The following is a 15,391-nucleotide window of genomic DNA, read 5'->3' as shown; positions in this document are numbered from 1 at the left end:
TTTTTAGTTTGCAAATATGCTTAATATTGCTGTAATGTTGAACGAAAAAAAGGAACGGGTAATTATGGGCATCGATCCCGGCACTGCGGTGATGGGTTATGGCGTAATTTTAGAGAAGGGAAATAAAACGGAACTGATTAGTTTAGGGGTGGTAAAAATGACCCATTTAGATGATCCTTTTCTTAAGCTTCAGCGGATATTCGAAAAAACGGTGGTACTGATCGATCAATATAAACCTGATGTACTGGCAATCGAAGCACCATTTTACGGTAAAAACATTCAGGTGTTATTAAAACTTGGCCGTGCACAGGGCATTGCTATTGCAGCTGCGCTCTCCAGAAATATCTCTGTAACCGAGTATTCTCCCCGTAAGATCAAACAATCCATTACAGGCAGCGGTAATGCTACTAAAGAGCAAGTGGCAGCCATGCTGCAACGTTTGTTAAACTTTAAAGAAACTCCGGAATTCTTAGATGCTACCGATGGTTTAGCCGTTGCAGTTTGCCACTCTTTCCAAAAAATTACTTCAGGAGGTAAATCTAAAACCTATTCGGGCTGGGAATCTTTTGTAAGCGATAATAAAACAAAGGTGAACGGTATAGCGGTTAAACCGAAGAAATAATTGAGGTCAACTAATATATTATCAATTTATCTCCAGTCTACTGAGGTTCCTACTTATCCTAACAGATGACTTTTTAATTTCGTCAATGTTGCTGTAAACTATTGAATCCTGACCTTTAATTACTTTTATCTTATTAAAAAGAACGGTTTCATCTTTATCACCCCAACCATCATCGATACTAAGAAACGAATACGGCAAAAGCGAATAACGTTGTACGAGGTTTACAGTATCGGTAGAAATTAATTCTTTGCGTAGCTTACTACCTGCGCCTGCATAACTATCTGTTAGAAAAACTTTAAAATCATGCTCCGACCACCACTCTTTATAATTCTCCTTATCAAAATATAACTCTACAATAAGATTTCGATCTGTTTTATTAGATATTTCAAACTCAGGTCGGCCAGGGTCGTAAACGCACGAGGATATCATCAAAATGAAGATTACAAGAATATAAAAGCATATTTTAATATCTTTTTTATGAGGAGACTTACCCAACGCAATAGTTGATGAGTCATTAACAATTGAATAAGGTTGCATTTAGTAATTAATCTATTCCATTTAAAATGGTTCGTGCGAACACGAACCATGGAGCGCGTTGGTGAGCCACCAAAATATTATTTAGCAGATAAAATCAAAAAAGGATGTCACCCTGAGCACGTCTAAGAACAGTCCCTTTTTGATCTATCGCAGGTAGAGGTCTTCGACTACGCTCAGACTGACAAACCAATAAATATCCTGCTATTGCCTTGCACGATCGATCATGTTTCTTGTGGCTTCTTCAGTAGCTAGCCTGTGCTTTCTGATAAAATGTTTTATCACAAAAAACACCACAATACCAACCAATACTAACATCCACAAATTGGAAACAGCAATAATGATTTCTTTAAAAATCGTCCAGCCGTTTACAATACCCAGCCACAACCTGTTTATAAATGGCGGACGGTAATCGTATAGGTTATCATTGCCAACAACCATCGTTTTAACCGTATTATCCTGATAAAAATTAAGCGTAATGGTGCTGAATTTTACACGGCTATCGATTTGCATATTTTCGATTCGTTTATCCACATAATCGTCTTTGATGTAAAGCGAAGATTCTACATTTGCACTTTTTTTAGAAGCTACTTTATTAATTTTTTCGATGGCATCAACCCGGTTCTGCGCTTTTAATTTATTGGCCAGATAAGCAATACTCTGATCGTCCATCTTCATCGATTGGTTATCGACAAAAACGGCCATTTTTGCGATGGTGTTTGTAAAATCGTCTAGTTTATCTGATGGTACCTTTGCCACCAGATAACCCTGGGTACGGTACGAAGTAATTTCTTTTAACGAATCCGTAGATTGTTTAACCTTATCAGTTTCCAGGATGGTACTTTCGATAGAGAACTCTGCAACTGTACCCCCTTCGGCTTTAATGGTTTTACTGAGCTGTTCTTTAGTGTTTTGAACATCTTTAACCCTAAACCGCATATCTGCAGTTTTGATGATTTTATCCGCTAAGGTACTGTCTGAGATTTCTTTTTTTAAGGCTTCCGCATCAACAGCATCAGCGCTTGCGTATTTTTTGTTTTCATTTTGGCAGCCAAAAATGGTTAAAACTATGGCTATAGCAATAATATTCCTTTTCATGATTGTGTGGTTCTAAATAAATAATCATTTTAAATATTTGCTTCAAATGGCCATCAGAAGTGCAGCGTTTTGGTTAGCTTATAACGCTGTATTTACCCTTAATACGGAAATTTTATTTAGGTAACCCAAAGTTGGTTTTTGGGCTATTAGGGATTAAACCTCACAGGTTTTCGAAATCTGCGAGCTTTGGAAAAAGCTTAAGCCGAAAACTGTAAATTGCCAGCTTCGAACTTATTTGGGCGTTACCTCAATCCCGATGAAAAATCGGGAAAAGGTCGGGCTTTGCAGGGCTGCGCTTCTGAACCCTTACAATCCCTAACGCAAAACCCATAGTTTTAATCAAAGCTCTTAGGTTTTAAAACCCTGTGAGGTTTGATTGGGTTCTTTTATCTCCCAGGAGCAACCGGCTTTGTTAAATAAACCTGATAGAACGGAAAGCCCGGAGCCCGATTTTTCATCGGGAGAGGACTTGAAGGGATAGCAGGGCTATTTTCTGCCATTAAAACAGAACCGCTCATTTTCAAAAAATTATTATAAACCTATCAGGTTTTAAAAACCTGATAGGTTTGGGCAGTAAACAAAAAAGCCGTCCCAATTCTCATCGTGACGGCTTTATATCTTAATAGCAAATTGCTTATGCGTCTAATATTTTGAAAACACCTTTAATAGCGATAATTGCACCGATAAATAAGATAATCCATGAAACTAACGACATTTGCCAAGAATCGTGAGCGAAACGCAAGTAAGTACCCACCATGCAAACCACTACACCAAAAATTATCATTTTATAAATTCCTGGCTGGTTAGCCGCTTTCATACTTTCTGTATTGTGCTTTAATTCGTTGTTCTCCATAACATTTATTTTTATGCTGCTGCAAAAGTAATACTTATTGCTGAATAATTATAAAACTTAATAACTTTTTAATCGTTCTAAACGCTGTTTCGCTTTATCCTGATCATTAAGCTTTTCACCCTTATACAAAGGCTTTTCCCAATCGCCATACATTGGGTTTGGTAACACGATATATTTTGTGCCAAACAACTGTTGGTTACTGTTTACCTGCTCAAAAGTATTCTTTTGTTCCCGATAGAAGATATTGCTAAAATCACTTAAATTATCACCACATAATAAAAGGATATCATGTGTTTCTGTTATTTTTTGCCGGCGTGGCTCTTTATCAGACGTTCCTTTTGAAACAATAAAATGCGCATCATCCGCGTAAGGGAAACCAAAATGTTGCAGGTTTTTTAATGTAGCTGCATAATCTTTTTCATCGCGGTTGCTTACATAAAAAGTTTCGATGTTTTTCGATGCCGCAAACTTTAAAAATGCCAGAGCACCAGGAACAGTATCAGCCTGGGCCAAACTTGTCCACGCGGTCCAATCTGCAGGGATATAGCTTGCTCCTTTTTTAATTTCGTGACCTTGAAAAGCAGCGTTATCTAAAACCGTTTCATCAATATCAACAATTACGCAGTTTGGCTTCTTGCTGGTATCCGCCCATAGCGCTTCTTTTAGCGATAAACGCGCAAAGTTATAGGCCTGGAAACATAAGGCCCTGTATTCGCCCGAAGTTTGCTGCCAAAGCACTGCATTGGTATAATCTCTTGCCGGATTTTGAGCCTTTACAAAAAATGGGGCAAGCAATAGGATAATTAAAATGTATTTTTTCATGATTTGATATTACGCCACAAAGATATTAAAAGCCGATAATTTACCTGAGGCTAAATATTCGAATGTAAAAAAAACAGGCAAAATACATTTACGTAATAGAACCTCTACAAATTTTCAAGGATAATTAGAATAAATTACACCAATTAAAACTTTAGTTATGAAAAATAACTATTTTTGGGCACACACAAATAAAATTATTGCACTATGAAATCTAAAAGCTTATTAGGGATAATTATTGCCCTATTTTTCCTTGCGGCCTGCAAGAAGAACGATCCTGTTACTGAACCACCCATCATTATCCCGCCAGTAGAAAAAGTTGATCCGTTAGAATTATTAAAAGATTCTGCTTCTTATACACTGGATGGACAAAAAATTATTTTAACAACAACTGCCAGTAGAGGCATATTAAATGGAAAGGCGAATAAAAAACTAGACTCTGTTGTTAAAAACGTGGAGTATATTTCTGATGATCAGAATACAGTTATGTTTGGCCGCTTTTATGCTTTAAGAAATGATAACAGAAACGGCATCACAATCACTTTTTTAAAGAAATACAATAAGAGCTTAACAAAACCCAACCCATCAGCCATACTATTTGAGCCAGTAGATAAACTCGATCTGTTTTCCATTGGTGAACGCAAATTTGCGATGGATTTTACCAGAAACAATTCTCAGAACGGTATTGCATTGGAGTTAGGTGGAAATGATTATGGATTACAAACATACGGTTACAGTAGCCTGGTTTATCACCCACTTCTTAATCCAGAATTGCAAAACCAGTCTAAATTTGAAATAATAAGCTTACAAAAGCTAAAATCAGGAAAATATCTACTTGAAGCTAAGTTTAATGCATCTGTATATCATGGAGATGGCACTAACATTAAAAAGATTGATAACGGTTATTTAAGGTTGAGAATAGATACAGATAATCCCTATTTTTAATTTGATAAAGCCCGCTCCTTAACCAGAGCGGGCTTTTTTTATGTTGAAAATTAAGTATTCAAAAAACTTCCCCTATCACTTTTTGATAGTAACAAAGTTTCCGCATCAGGGTAAGCCTGTGTAAAGGTAAGCGGGATTTTATTTTTACCCCTTTCGCTCCATTTAAACTCTACAGCCAGAAAATTGTCTTTTGTTTTTTCTATATAATCGATTTCCTGCTGTTGGGTGGTACGCCAGAAAAAACATTCGGCTTCTATCTGGTTCTGGTGCAAAAACTTCATACGCTCTGCAATCATATAGTTTTCGAACAGTGCGCCAACATCGTTTCTATTGGCCAAAGGACTAAAATTCCTCGTAATGGCATTTACAATACCCGTATCATAGAAATAAATCTTTTTATTCTTTTTGATCTCGTTACCTACATTACCGGAAAATGCAGGTAAGCTAAAAACCACGAAAGATTTTTCGAGCAAACTGATGTACTTATCAACGGTTTTCTGGTCGGCTTTTACCAACTGGGCCAGTTCCGAAAAGTTAACTTCGCTCCCAACCTGTAAAGCCAGGGCTTTCACAATTTTTTCGAACAGCAGCGGCTTTTTAACATCTTCTAAGGTAAAAAGATCCTTATACAGGTAACTATCGGCAAGCAATTTTAAATGTTCTTCTGCGTTTTGTGGGTCGTTGATAATTTCGGGATAAGATCCATAAATTAAACGCTGCTCCAGCGATCTTTCTTCAGTAATAAAATCCGTATCGTTAACCAATTCGGCATATGAAAAAGGCAAAAGCATCATTTCGTATTTCCGACCGGTTAAGGGCTCGTTTATTTTGCCGGATAACCCAAATGCTGATGAGCCAGTCGCAATTACCTGAATACCTTTAAATCGATCTACAATAATTTTAATCAGTAAACCCACATCATTGATGCGTTGGGCTTCATCAATAAAAAGTACCTCATAATCGCCAAGCAATTGCCCAATATGAGTGGCATTCGGTTTGGCTAAACTTTCTCTTACATCAGCATCATCTCCATTGAGGTATAATGTTTTCTTATTCACTTTTGCCAATAGCTGCTCTACAAAAGTGGTTTTACCGGTTTGCCTTGGTCCAAAGATGATAAAGGCATTCCCTTTAAAAAGCCTTGCAAAAGCATAATCCAACTGTTTCCGAACGATCATAACAAATATTAACTATACAAAAGTATAATAATTATGGATTACAATCCATAAAAAACATAATAATTATGGATTACGAAATTGCAAGGCCGTAAAAAAGCCCGTTTCAATTAAGAAACAGGCTTTATATTTTTTTGACTGAGGACTAAAGACTTCCGACTTTAGACTAAAAACTATCCGTTCAATGCTGCTGCACCACTTACAATCTCAGTTAACTCAGTTGTAATGGCTGCCTGACGTGCCTGGTTGTACGAGAGTTTTAAGGCTTTCAATAACTCACCTGCATTTTCAGTTGCTTTATCCATCGATGTCATACGTGCACCGTGCTCAGAAGCATGAGAATCTAACACTGCTTTGTATAACTGGATTTTAATTGATTTAGGAATTAACTGTTCTACAATTTCTTCCTGAGAAGGTTCTAAGATATAATCAACGTTAGTTGTTTTCTTATCCGTTTTCAGATCAGCTGCTGTTTCTTCTGCTTTAGGTAAAGGCAACAATTGCTCAGTGGTAATAAGCTGTACTGCCGCATTTTTAAAACGGTTGTAAACCACCTCTACTTTATCAAAGTCTCCTTTAATAAAGCCAGCCATAATGGCATCGGTAATTTTAGTTACGTTTTCGAAAGTTAAAGCAGCGTAAACTTCGTTATTATTACCAATTACGTTATAGTTACGTTTTTCGTAAAAATCCTGTGTTTTTTTACCGATAGAAATAATGCTCACGTTACCGTTTTTCAACTGTTCGCTATATTTCTCAGCAATTAAATTGTTGGCCGCTTTAATTACGTTCATGTTAAAAGCACCAGCCAAACCACGGTTTGAAGATACGGTAACAATTAAAACCTTATTGGGCTCACGCTCCTGAATAAAAGGTGATGATGACCCCTCTAAACTTGCAGATAGATTACCTAAAATTTCTTTCAGTTTAGTTGCGTAAGGACGTAAAGCGATAATGGCATTGGTAGCACGTTTCAACTTTGCTGCCGAAACCATTTTCATAGCTTTGGTAATCTGCTGCGTTGATTGTACCGATGCAATCCGGTTTCTTACTTCTTTTAAATTAGCCATATTTTAAGTATCGAGTATTAAGTATCAAGTATCAAGATTGGGTTGTTCACCTATCTTGATACTTGATACCCGCTACTTGTATCTAATTAATATTTACTTGAAATCTCTTTTGCTACAGTATCTAAAACACCGGTAATGGTATCATCAAATTTACCAGCTTTTAAGGCCGCTAAAGTTTCTGGATGACGCATTTCCAATTGAGTTAAATATTCAGTTTCGAATTCTTTTACTTTATCTACCGGTACGCTACGCATTAAATTTTTAGTACCTGCATAAACAATAGCTACCTGTTTTTCAACTGTAAAAGGTGTAAACTGAGCTTGTTTTAACATTTGTACGTTACGTGCACCTTTATCTAAAACCGATTTGGTTGCAGCATCTAAATCAGAACCGAATTTAGAGAAAGCCTCTAACTCGCGGTATTGAGCCTGATCTAACTTTAAAGTACCTGCTACTTTTTTCATCGATTTAATCTGTGCATTACCACCCACACGTGATACCGAGATACCTACGTTAATTGCCGGACGGATACCAGAGTTGAACAAGTTCGACTCTAAGAAGATCTGACCATCAGTAATCGAAATTACGTTGGTTGGGATATATGCAGAAACGTCACCTGCTTGTGTTTCGATAATTGGAAGTGCAGTTAATGATCCACCACCTTTAACGATATGTTTAATCGACTCAGGTAAATCGTTCATTGCTTTAGCGATATCATCGTTAGCGTTGATTTTTGCAGCTCTTTCTAACAAACGACTGTGTAAGTAGAAAACGTCACCTGGATAAGCTTCACGGCCCGGTGGACGACGAAGTAATAAAGATACCTCACGGTATGCAACTGCTTGTTTAGATAAATCATCATAAACAATTAAAGCTGGTCTACCTGTATCACGGAAAAACTCACCAATTGCAGCACCTGCAAAAGGAGCATAAAACTGCATTGGAGCAGGATCTGCAGCCGAAGCAGCAACAACAACTGTATATGGTAAAGCGCCATTTTCCTCTAGTGTACGTACAATGTTGGCTACAGTAGAATTTTTCTGACCGATAGCTACATAAATACAGAACACAGGCTGGCCTGCTTCATAAAATTCTTTTTGGTTGATAATGGTATCAATACAAACGGCAGTTTTACCAATCTGACGATCGCCAATAACCAACTCACGTTGACCACGACCGATTGGAATCATTGCATCGATTGCTTTAATACCAGTTTGTAAAGGCTCGTTTACCGGCTGACGGTAAATTACACCTGGTGCTTTACGCTCTAAAGGCATTTCATAGGTTTCGCCTAAGATCGGACCTTTACCATCTAAAGGCTCACCTAAAGTGTTCACTACGCGGCCAAGCATACCTTCACCAACTTTAATAGAGGCAATTTTTTTGGTACGTTTAATGGTATCACCTTCTTTGATCTCGTCTGAAGCACCCAAAAGTACCACACCAACGTTATCTTCTTCAAGGTTTAATACGATACCTTGCAGGCCGTTTGCAAATTCAACTAACTCTCCCGATTGAACTTTAGTTAAACCGTAAACACGGGCAATACCGTCGCCCACTTGCAACACGGTACCAACTTCTTCCAGTTCGGTTTCTGATTTGAAGCCCGCCAATTGCTGTCTGATAATTGCCGATACTTCGTCTGGTCTTACCTCTACCATAATTTTACTTTATATCTTTTTATAAATGTTTAGTGCTTAACGCATGGCGCTTGGCGTTTTCCGTGCCATACGCTTATCGCAATACTCTTTGTGTTTGGCGGTTTGCGTTTGGCGTTCTATTGCCAACACTTACGCTTCACTATATTTTTTTTGGCATTTTGCGAATTAACGCCAAACACCCTACGCAAAACGCTATCCGCTATTGCGCAAATTCTTTTTTAAGTTTACTTAAACCATTGGCAATACTTGCATCAAATTGCTTATCACCAACTTTTAATATAAAACCACCAATCAGTTTCTCATTAATTTTTTCGTTAACAATAACTTGGTTGGCGTGTAGTTCTCTTTTTACAATGGCAACAATCTGCTCTTTAGCTGCAGGGCTTAAGGCACTTGCAGTAGTTACATCAGCAGTAACAATACCTTTAATCAGGTTATATTGTTGTATAAACTGTTTTGCTGTGGCAAATAATATAGCCGAACGTCCTTTGCTTACTACGATCTTGAAAAAAGTAATGGTTAATTTACCTACTTTATCCGCGAAGATCCCGTTTAAAATACCAGTTTTCTTATCTAAAGGTACAATCGGGTTTTTTAATATTGCTTCTAATTCAGGGGTTTCATCAACCACTTTCTCAAACAAAACCATATCATTATAAGAATCTTCCAGCGCATTGTTTTCAACGGCTAAGTCTATTAATGATTTGGCATATCTGCCTGCAACTTTAATTTCTGACATATTTTTAGGGTTGGCGCTCAGCGTTTGGCGTTTGGCACGCTTACCGCTTTACGCAATACGCTTAGTTTAATTCAACGTCTTTTAACAAGTTAGCTACTAAAGCTTCCTGTTTGGTTTTATCATCTAACTGAGTACGTAAAACACGTTCTGCAATTTCTAACGATAAAGAAGAAACCTGATCTTTAACTTCTGCTAAAGCTGCTTTCTTTTGGTTTTCGATCTCGATTTTAGCTTTGTCAATCAATTTAGCACCTTCAACCTGAGCTTGTTTTTTAGCTTCGTTTAAGATACCATCTTTCAAGGTTTTAGCTTCCTTTAAAATCTCATCACGTTCAGCACGCGCCTGTTGCATCAAATCCTGATTCTGGCTGGTTAAACGGGCCATTTCCTGCTTCGCTAATTCAGCTTTATTAAGGGCCTCATCAATGCTTTGCTCACGTTCGTGAATAGCACCTAAAATAGGTTTCCATGCAAATTTTCTAAGTAAGATCAATAAGCAGATGAATGCTAACGAGGTCCAAAAAACCAATCCTATGCTTGGGGTTACTAATTCCATTTTTATCTAATTTTTAAAAACAATCTTCTTTAATAAGGCTGGGTAAATAACCAATCGTTAAATACCCAACCTAATTTTTTCAGTGATTATTAACCGTTTAAGCCTAATAATGCAACTACTACACCGAATAAAGCAGCACCCTCGATAAGGGCAGCAGCGATAATCATTGCAGTCTGAATTTTTGATGCAGCTTCTGGTTGACGAGCAATACCTTCCATTGCTTTACCACCTACTTGACCGATACCGATACCTGCACCGATTACTGCTAAACCGGCACCAATTGCCGCGATTGAACCTACCATAACTAATTTAATTTATATTAATTTGTAAAAAATAGTTTTCTGTTAATGATGCTCTTCTACTGCCATACCAATAAACAAGGCAGTAAGTAATGTAAAAATAAAGGCCTGTAAAAACGCTACCAGTAATTCTAACACATCCATAAACAATACGAATGCAACTGAAACCGGAGCAATAGCCAATGTTTCGAAAATAAATATTAAGGAAATTAAACTTAATACGATAATGTGACCAGCAGTAATGTTTGCAAACAAACGCACCATTAAAGCGAATGGCTTAGAGATGATACCGATTACCTCAACTACCACCATTAAAGGCCATAACCAAAATGGAACATCAGGTAAAAAGATGTGTTTCCAATAGTATTTGTTACCATTAATGTTCACAATAATCATGGTACCCAAAGCCATTACAAAAGTTAAAGCAATATTACCGGTTACGTTTGCCCCCCCTGGGAAAATTGGCACCAAACCTAATAAGTTGTTAAATAAGATGAAGAAAAACGTAGTCAATAAATATGGCATAAACTTCGCGTATTTATGACCGATGTTTGGTTTAGCAATATCATCTCTTACAAAAATAATGATCGGCTCAAAGAATGACTGTAAGCCTTTAGGTGCTTTACCAACACGTTTTTTATAACCTCTTGCCACAACAGCGAATACAATTACGATTACAAAAATAGCGACAAACATTGCTGCTATATTTTTAGTAATGGATAAATCAATTACGGTATCAGATGCATTTTCATCGATCTGGCCATCAGCACCAACTACTTTAATGTTTTTGTTAAACATATCTTTAGTCATGCTTTGTTTTAAACCTGTAACCAAACGGTATTTATTGTATTTACCTTGATAATCTTCTTCACCGTGATGAAAATGAGCTGAAGAAAATACTTCTAAACCATTAGCAGTATATAAAATTACAGGAAGAGGTAATGAAGTATGTCCCCAAAGATGCCACACATGCGAATCTGCAATGTGTTCCATGATTACCTTGGTAGGCTCGAATTTTTCTTCACCATGTTTAGCATCAGCTCCGTGCTCACCAGAAACTGCGTGAGCAGATTCGGTTATAACACTATCAACAGGTACAACAGCGCTATCAACTTGGGCGAAAGTATCAATTTTGATAGATAAAAACGCGATTAAAAGCGTAAAAACAATAGTTAGCCTTTTAACTTTAGACACAAAAACTCGGTTACAATCCATTTATTGGCAGTTTTTTACTTTAAATTTTGGTGGCGCAAGTTACGTAACAAACAGTAAATTTCAAAGGCTGTAAACAATAAATATAAAGAAAAAAAATTAAGCAGAAATACAAGCCCAATTCCCTTCGCTTTTATACTGTAAATCAGCACAAAACCCATACAAAAAATCATCTTCACTGCAATTGATCCCATAATAGCCATAATACCCACTTCAGGATCACGTTTTACACCGATATCAACAAGCATATAGGCCACATAAGTGATACCTGCCAAAAAGCCGAACATCACCCAAAAATTATTCACAAAAAGTTGTTTATCGGGAAATAATAAAGGTAAAACAGCAACAATGCCTATTAATAAGCCTACAAAAATGAAATAGATACTGGTAAATTTGGCTAGAGTCAATGGAATAATTTCTTAGCAGGTAAAAACTTTTGCAAAGATAAGGTTTTTAGTATCAAGTAACTAATGAAGATTGCTTAATTGTTACTGCTAGATTGTTAGGCGCTTTCGGCCAGCAATAAAACCATCAAACCATTTAATAATGCTTTATAAGGTAAGGAAATGGAACGGCCAGCAATATAGCCAATAAGCAATTTAACAATTCTAAAACTACCCTTTCGTAACTTGTCTAATAGCCTGATATAACGCAATTCCAACCCCTGCTAAAGCAAAAGCTGCTGTAATTAAATTGGTTTTGCTATTCCTGTGTTCATCAATCTTATAACCAATAAAAGTAAGCAGGCCAATGGTGGCGATCATCTGGAAACCAATAGCCGAATATTTAGCTGCTGCATTTACCTTTTTCTTTGTATCTTCTTCTTTTGGATTTTCCATTTTTTATGCAATAATTAAATTAACTTTGGGATAATTAAAATTTGTTGCCAGATAAAATATTTTTCTATATATATTGTTTACTGTATATCAACTTAAAGAGATTTAACATCATTGAAAAAAAACGCAAACAAAAACTTAAATCCCTTCATCCTACTTTTTAGCGCGCTCCTCATTTACGGCTGCGTTGCAAATAAAGATACCGCAATCGACCGCAGGTTTCAAAACTTAACGGCAAGGTATAACTATATCTATAACTCTAATGTTTTACTCACCGAGTACAACGAAAGTTTATTACAAAGTTATGCAGATAATTACGAAAAAACCCTGCCCGTTTACCTCGATCCGGAGCCGCAGATAAACCTGGTGCTTACACCAGGCGTTGCCAACAAACAGCTTGACGATGTAATTACCAAAGGACAAACCATCATCAACGATAAAAGTTTCAGTAACTATATCGATGATGCCTACATGCTTTTGGGCAAGGCAAATTATTTAAAAGGAAATTATTTTATTGCGTCAGAATATTTCGATTATACCGCAAAAACCTATAATAGCGAGTTAAAAACGTTCATTATGGCGATGAACTGGAAAGCCCGTAGCCAGATGCAACTGAATAACATGGTGCTGGCCGATAAAATCATCGATACAATGTTGCGTGCTTCTGATCAACTGAAAAAAGATCTGGCCGAGCCTTTGGCTACTGCTGCTCAAATGCGCATTTATCAGAAACGAAATAAAGAAGCCATTTTATTTTTAGCATCAGCCATTGCATTACCAGCCGAAAAACAACTGCGTATCCGCTGGCGCTTTATCCTGGCGCAGTTGCAGGAAAAAGAAAAAAACATTCAGGATGCTTATGCCAATTTCACCAAGGTTGAAAAAAGTAACGCACCATTCGAAATGTATTTCCACGCCAATTTAAACCGGATTAAACTGAAAGCGTTATTGAGCGGGGTAAAACTGAATAAGGAAGACCAGTTACTGGCTTTGTTAAGGGATGATAAAAACATCGATTATACCGATCAGATTTATTACCAGGTTGGAGAACTTTTTTCTTCGGAAGGAAATTTCGTAAAAGCCGAAGAGAATTATAAAAAATCAGTCGCAAAGAGTACACGGAACCAAACCCAAAAAGCACTGTCGTATTTAAGGATTGCCGATTTAAACTTTAAAGAGTTTAACAACTACATCAAAGCTAAACTGTATTACGATAGCACGGTAATGATTTTACCAAAAAACTTCCCTGATTACGACAACATTGTTAAAAAAGCTGATAACCTAAAATATTTAACAGACAGGTATACCATTATTGCCAAAGAAGATACAGCTCAGGCAATTGCTAAACTCCCTGCTGACCAACGTGAGGCAAAGGTGAAGGCTTATTTAACTCCAAAAGTAGAAGTGGTTAATACAGGAGCTGTAGTTAACAATCAGTTTTTAAACGATCCCGATTTTCCAAACCGTACCTTAAATTCTTCGAATAATACTGCCGGTAATACTTTTTATTTTAATAACAATGCCGCTATAAGTAATGGTTTTGGCGACTTTAAAAAACGCTGGGGCAACAGGCAGCTGGAAGATAACTGGCGCCAGAGTGTTCGGTCATCGGCACAGGAAACCAGAGAAGTTTTGGCAGGTGGAAACTTAGCCACCGGAATTACACCTGCTAACGGGGCAACCAATCAGGCTGCTACCGACCAGACTTCCTTGGAAAAACAGTTTTCAGATGCTTTGCCTACTACACCAGCGTTATTGGCCACATCTGATCAGAAAATCATCGATGCCTATTTCGAAATTGCCAGTTTTTACCAACAGGAATTAAATGATAAGCCTGAAGCCAATAAAATTTACCTGGAATTAATTAAAAGATATCCGGACAATAACCACCTGGTGGCCATTTATTACAGCTTGTATTTAAACTATAAAGGTGTAGACGAAGTAAAATCAGATCAGTACAAACAATTGGTGCTTACCAAATTCCCTGAATCTAATTTTGCGAAGAATATTTTAGATCCTTCTTATTCGGCCAAACAAACACAGATGGAAAACATTGCCATCAACAATTACAATGTGGCTTTTGATGCATACGCGAAAAAAGATTATCCTGGTGTGGTAAAACAGGCAGACGATAATATTTCTGCTTTCCCGAATAACGATTTTGCCCCTCAGTATGCTTATTTAAAAGCAATTGCGGTTGGGCGTACGGCCAAATTAGATGCTTTACTGACCGAATTTAACCTGATTACCACTCTTTATCCAAACGATAAAATTATTACCCCATTGGTTCGCGATCATTTAAAATACATTGAGGCTAATCTTGATGAATTTAAACAAAGACCTGTTGCCCTGATTGATTTTGATTCGAACGAACCACGTTTTGTAAGTCAGGCTACGCCAATTGCCGTACCAGCAAAACCTTTGGTAACAGAAAACCCGGTGGCAAAAACAACAGAAGCTGCTCCTGTAGCTAAACCTCCTGTTGAAGTTAAACCTGTTGATCCGACAAAACCTGCCAGTATTTTTAGTGCAGCAAAATCAGAAGAATATTATTATGTAATCGATGTGGCTGATGCAACTTTAACTTTAAGTTCATCGCGTTTTGGCATCGGTCAGTTTAACAGGGGAAATTACCCGGATAACGATTTGGAACATAAATTGGTAGAGTTAGATAACGATCAGCTGATTTACATTACCAGTTTTATCGATTTAGAAGATGTTAAAATCTACGAATCGAGCATTACAGGCCAGTTAAAGAACATTATGAAAGTTCCTGCCAATCTGTACAAAGGTTTTATCATCAGCAAAGAAAACTTTCAAAAACTTACAGACCGGTCGCGTATTAACGAATACCTGGAGTTTTTAAAAGACAATTACAAATAGAATAGAAGGTATTAAGACGTAAGTCTGAAAATTGATTCTATAAAAATTAATAAATTTGCATTCAAAATCGCTACTCTGGTGATTTTGGA

Annotated in this window: 16 protein-coding genes; 3 read left to right on the top strand and 13 right to left on the bottom strand. The window is 37.1% G+C overall.

The window, feature by feature from the left end; all coding sequences use genetic code 11:
- Positions 1-34 precede the first annotated feature (34 nt).
- Positions 35-622: a crossover junction endodeoxyribonuclease RuvC gene (ruvC, locus tag R2R28_RS11440; RefSeq protein ID WP_316825814.1), complete on the top strand. Its 588-nt coding sequence runs from the start codon at positions 35-37 to the stop codon at positions 620-622.
- A 21-nt stretch (positions 623-643) separates the two neighbouring features.
- Here ruvC and R2R28_RS11435 read toward each other — a convergent pair whose 3' ends face one another.
- The 4 genes from R2R28_RS11435 to R2R28_RS11420 form a co-directional block, all read right to left on the bottom strand.
- Positions 644-1,051, bottom strand: a complete 408-nt coding sequence (locus R2R28_RS11435) for a hypothetical protein (RefSeq protein ID WP_316825813.1) — start codon at positions 1,049-1,051, stop codon at positions 644-646.
- Between the two features lie 309 nt (positions 1,052-1,360).
- Positions 1,361-2,254 carry a DUF4349 domain-containing protein gene (locus R2R28_RS11430; RefSeq protein ID WP_316825812.1) on the bottom strand — a complete coding sequence of 298 codons (894 nt, stop codon included), beginning with the start codon at positions 2,252-2,254 and terminating at the stop codon, positions 1,361-1,363.
- A 634-nt stretch (positions 2,255-2,888) separates the two neighbouring features.
- On the bottom strand, positions 2,889-3,107 hold the full coding sequence (locus R2R28_RS11425) for a hypothetical protein (RefSeq protein ID WP_316825811.1): 219 nt from the start codon (positions 3,105-3,107) through the stop codon (positions 2,889-2,891).
- A gap of 57 nt (positions 3,108-3,164) precedes the next feature.
- A complete protein-coding gene (locus tag R2R28_RS11420; RefSeq protein WP_316825810.1) occupies positions 3,165-3,929 on the bottom strand; it encodes a 5'-nucleotidase, lipoprotein e(P4) family in 765 nt (254 codons plus the stop codon).
- A gap of 204 nt (positions 3,930-4,133) precedes the next feature.
- Here R2R28_RS11420 and R2R28_RS11415 point away from each other — a divergent pair, with 204 nt between their 5' ends.
- Positions 4,134-4,871 carry a hypothetical protein gene (locus R2R28_RS11415; RefSeq protein ID WP_316825807.1) on the top strand — a complete coding sequence of 246 codons (738 nt, stop codon included), beginning with the start codon at positions 4,134-4,136 and terminating at the stop codon, positions 4,869-4,871.
- A 50-nt stretch (positions 4,872-4,921) separates the two neighbouring features.
- Here the strand turns inward: R2R28_RS11415 and R2R28_RS11410 are convergent, their stop codons facing one another.
- The 9 genes from R2R28_RS11410 to R2R28_RS11370 all read right to left on the bottom strand — a co-directional run bounded on the left by R2R28_RS11410 (position 4,922) and on the right by R2R28_RS11370 (position 12,422).
- Positions 4,922-6,049: an ATP-binding protein gene (locus R2R28_RS11410; RefSeq protein WP_316825806.1), complete on the bottom strand. Its 1,128-nt coding sequence runs from the start codon at positions 6,047-6,049 to the stop codon at positions 4,922-4,924.
- 170 nt (positions 6,050-6,219) lie between these two features.
- Positions 6,220-7,116, bottom strand: coding sequence for an ATP synthase F1 subunit gamma (gene atpG / locus R2R28_RS11405; protein WP_316825805.1), 897 nt, complete (start codon positions 7,114-7,116; stop codon positions 6,220-6,222).
- 86 nt (positions 7,117-7,202) lie between these two features.
- A complete protein-coding gene (gene atpA / locus R2R28_RS11400; RefSeq protein WP_121284031.1) occupies positions 7,203-8,777 on the bottom strand; it encodes a F0F1 ATP synthase subunit alpha in 1,575 nt (524 codons plus the stop codon).
- Between the two features lie 199 nt (positions 8,778-8,976).
- The gene (gene atpH / locus R2R28_RS11395) at positions 8,977-9,516 is read right to left on the bottom strand and encodes an ATP synthase F1 subunit delta (protein WP_316825803.1); all 540 of its coding nucleotides are present in this window, start codon (positions 9,514-9,516) and stop codon (positions 8,977-8,979) included.
- Between the two features lie 61 nt (positions 9,517-9,577).
- Positions 9,578-10,072 (bottom strand): F0F1 ATP synthase subunit B, encoded by a 495-nt coding sequence (locus R2R28_RS11390; protein WP_316825802.1) that lies wholly within the window; start codon positions 10,070-10,072, stop codon positions 9,578-9,580.
- A gap of 89 nt (positions 10,073-10,161) precedes the next feature.
- The gene (gene atpE / locus R2R28_RS11385) at positions 10,162-10,374 is read right to left on the bottom strand and encodes an ATP synthase F0 subunit C (protein WP_025144011.1); all 213 of its coding nucleotides are present in this window, start codon (positions 10,372-10,374) and stop codon (positions 10,162-10,164) included.
- A 42-nt stretch (positions 10,375-10,416) separates the two neighbouring features.
- Positions 10,417-11,586 carry a F0F1 ATP synthase subunit A gene (gene atpB, locus R2R28_RS11380; protein ID WP_316825801.1) on the bottom strand — a complete coding sequence of 390 codons (1,170 nt, stop codon included), beginning with the start codon at positions 11,584-11,586 and terminating at the stop codon, positions 10,417-10,419.
- Between the two features lie 14 nt (positions 11,587-11,600).
- Entirely contained in the window at positions 11,601-11,990 is a 390-nt protein-coding gene (locus R2R28_RS11375) for a hypothetical protein (RefSeq protein ID WP_316825800.1), read from the bottom strand.
- Between the two features lie 207 nt (positions 11,991-12,197).
- Positions 12,198-12,422 (bottom strand): AtpZ/AtpI family protein, encoded by a 225-nt coding sequence (locus R2R28_RS11370; RefSeq protein ID WP_316825799.1) that lies wholly within the window; start codon positions 12,420-12,422, stop codon positions 12,198-12,200.
- Positions 12,423-12,533: 111 nt separating this feature from the next.
- On the opposite strand from R2R28_RS11370, the gene R2R28_RS11365 reads away from it, so the two are divergent.
- Complete coding sequence (locus tag R2R28_RS11365) at positions 12,534-15,302, top strand: gliding motility protein (protein WP_316825798.1); 2,769 nt, start codon at positions 12,534-12,536, stop codon at positions 15,300-15,302.
- Positions 15,303-15,391: the final 89 nt, after the last annotated feature.

The organism is Pedobacter miscanthi, from assembly GCF_032678605.1.
GTDB classification, from domain to species: domain Bacteria; phylum Bacteroidota; class Bacteroidia; order Sphingobacteriales; family Sphingobacteriaceae; genus Pedobacter; species Pedobacter miscanthi_A.
This window is presented reverse-complemented; position numbering and strand designations above follow the sequence as displayed.

Coding starts and splice junctions, on each gene's coding strand:
- ruvC (WP_316825814.1), top strand. CDS start 35: ATGTTGAACGAAAAAAAGGAACGGGTAATTATGGGCATCGATCCCGGC.
- R2R28_RS11435 (WP_316825813.1), bottom strand. CDS start 1,051: ATGATATCCTCGTGCGTTTACGACCCTGGCCGACCTGAGTTTGAAATA.
- R2R28_RS11430 (WP_316825812.1), bottom strand. CDS start 2,254: ATGAAAAGGAATATTATTGCTATAGCCATAGTTTTAACCATTTTTGGC.
- R2R28_RS11425 (WP_316825811.1), bottom strand. CDS start 3,107: ATGGAGAACAACGAATTAAAGCACAATACAGAAAGTATGAAAGCGGCT.
- R2R28_RS11420 (WP_316825810.1), bottom strand. CDS start 3,929: ATGAAAAAATACATTTTAATTATCCTATTGCTTGCCCCATTTTTTGTA.
- R2R28_RS11415 (WP_316825807.1), top strand. CDS start 4,134: ATGAAATCTAAAAGCTTATTAGGGATAATTATTGCCCTATTTTTCCTT.
- R2R28_RS11410 (WP_316825806.1), bottom strand. CDS start 6,049: ATGATCGTTCGGAAACAGTTGGATTATGCTTTTGCAAGGCTTTTTAAA.
- atpG (WP_316825805.1), bottom strand. CDS start 7,116: ATGGCTAATTTAAAAGAAGTAAGAAACCGGATTGCATCGGTACAATCA.
- atpA (WP_121284031.1), bottom strand. CDS start 8,777: ATGGTAGAGGTAAGACCAGACGAAGTATCGGCAATTATCAGACAGCAA.
- atpH (WP_316825803.1), bottom strand. CDS start 9,516: ATGTCAGAAATTAAAGTTGCAGGCAGATATGCCAAATCATTAATAGAC.
- R2R28_RS11390 (WP_316825802.1), bottom strand. CDS start 10,072: ATGGAATTAGTAACCCCAAGCATAGGATTGGTTTTTTGGACCTCGTTA.
- atpE (WP_025144011.1), bottom strand. CDS start 10,374: ATGGTAGGTTCAATCGCGGCAATTGGTGCCGGTTTAGCAGTAATCGGT.
- atpB (WP_316825801.1), bottom strand. CDS start 11,586: ATGGATTGTAACCGAGTTTTTGTGTCTAAAGTTAAAAGGCTAACTATT.
- R2R28_RS11370 (WP_316825799.1), bottom strand. CDS start 12,422: ATGGAAAATCCAAAAGAAGAAGATACAAAGAAAAAGGTAAATGCAGCA.